We start from the raw sequence: 1609 nt of genomic DNA, 5'->3' as shown, positions 1-1609 counted from the left end.
TCTAACGTACTGACTCTAACTTGTTGTTGTTCAGCAACAAGCTGTGGAGACAACGCCTCTCCATTTCAGTCTGCCACCGACAGACTGATCCGTAAAGCCGCTTTTACTTGCGATGACGCACGCAGCCGCGCGCCGGAACGCGCGGGCGCCGCCGTCTGTCCGCGCTGCGGCCGTTCCCGTCCAACTTCGTCACGCTGAGGTGCGGCGCATGTCTCTCCGAGGAGCACTCGCTAACGTCCGTGGTCGGCATGGGGTCCGCCACATTCCGGGATCTGGAGACCAGGCGGTCAGGCTAACAAGCGCCGTGCGGTTTTTCCCGAAGGCTGCCGGCAACTCAAGTTTCGATCTCGCCCAAATCCCCGTCTCCCCGGGAGACGCCGCTCCGCCGTGGCGGAACCTGGTGACGCCGATGGTGGGGGCGGTCGGATCGCTCAGCCCCTCATCAGGCGCGAGCGAGCCGGCCGCCCTTCAGGCCGGCGCCGTATCGGAAGGTCGAGCCGTCGACCCAGATCCTGTGCAGGAGCACGCTGAGCGCCCGCGCCACCGCGGTCGCCGCCTTCTTCAGCCCCTTCTTCTTCATCAGCCGGAGCCCCCAGAGCCGCAGCTTGAAGCTCTTGGGGATACGCGTGAGGATGGCGATCGCCGCCTCGTAGAGCATCGCCCGCGTCGCCTCGTCGCCGCATTTGGAGATGCGGCCCGACCAATCGGTCTCGCCCGACTGGTAGCGGCGCGGCGTCAGCCCGAAGTGGGCGCCGACGGTCGTGGATTTCTTGAACCGCGTGGGATCATCGACGGTGGCGCGGAAGGTCAGCGCCACGATGGCGCCGACGCCGGGAACCGTCATCATCCGCCGCACCGCCTTGTCGTTGCGCGCCGCCGCCAGCGCCATGCGATGCAGCCGCGTGAACTCGAACCGCATCGCCGCGCGGGCCGCGAGCAGCGGCGCGATGATCTGTTCGAGTTCGCCGAGGCCGGCGACCAGCTCGCGCACGCGCGCCTCGAACCGGCCCGTCGACACCTCGCCGACCTTCAGCCCGAACGGCCGGATCACGCCGCGGATCATGTTCTCCATGTCGATGACCTTGCCGAGCAGCGCCTTGCGGCCGGCGAGCAGCACGCGCAGCGCCTGCGCCTCGCGCGACTTGACGTGGACCGCCCGGAACCAGCCGGTGCGCATCAGCTGCGCGATACCGCGCGCGTCGTTGCGGTCGGTCTTGTTGAGCATGGCGTTGAGAGCCGCCTTGGTGTGGCGGGTCTCGATGCAGAACACCGGCAGGCCCTTGTCGTCGAGGGCGGAGAACAGCCAGGCGCTGAACGAAAAAGCTTCCAGCCCGACCCGCTTGAGGTGGACGCCCCATTCGGCCAGGAACAGCTCGATGGCATCCGGATCGGAGGGCAATTTCCCCTCCCGGACCACCTTGCCCTCGGCATTCACCACGCACACGCTGGTCGATTCCAGCGACACGTCCAGTCCCGCATAGAAGTCCATGGTCCGCCTCCGTCGCCGATCCGGACGGAGCACCACGCCCCGCAGTCCTGGATCGCAGGAGGGCATCATCGCCACCGCCAGACCGCTGGCGAAGGGGCACTGGTCAGTACCCCGGCTAAC

At 67.4% G+C, this 1609-nt stretch carries 1 protein-coding gene; it reads right to left on the bottom strand.

The window, feature by feature from the left end; translation table 11 throughout:
• Positions 1–442 precede the first annotated feature (442 nt).
• A complete protein-coding gene (locus L0966_RS22130; protein ID WP_234054268.1) occupies positions 443–1489 on the bottom strand; it encodes an IS110 family transposase in 1047 nt (348 codons plus the stop codon).
• Positions 1490–1609: the final 120 nt, after the last annotated feature.

The sequence above is a fragment of the Xanthobacter sp. NM-59 genome, assembly GCF_021401125.1.
Taxonomy (GTDB): Bacteria; Pseudomonadota; Alphaproteobacteria; order Rhizobiales; family Xanthobacteraceae; genus Xanthobacter.
Note: the sequence above shows the minus strand (reverse complement) of the source record. Positions and strands in the feature narration are given on the sequence as shown.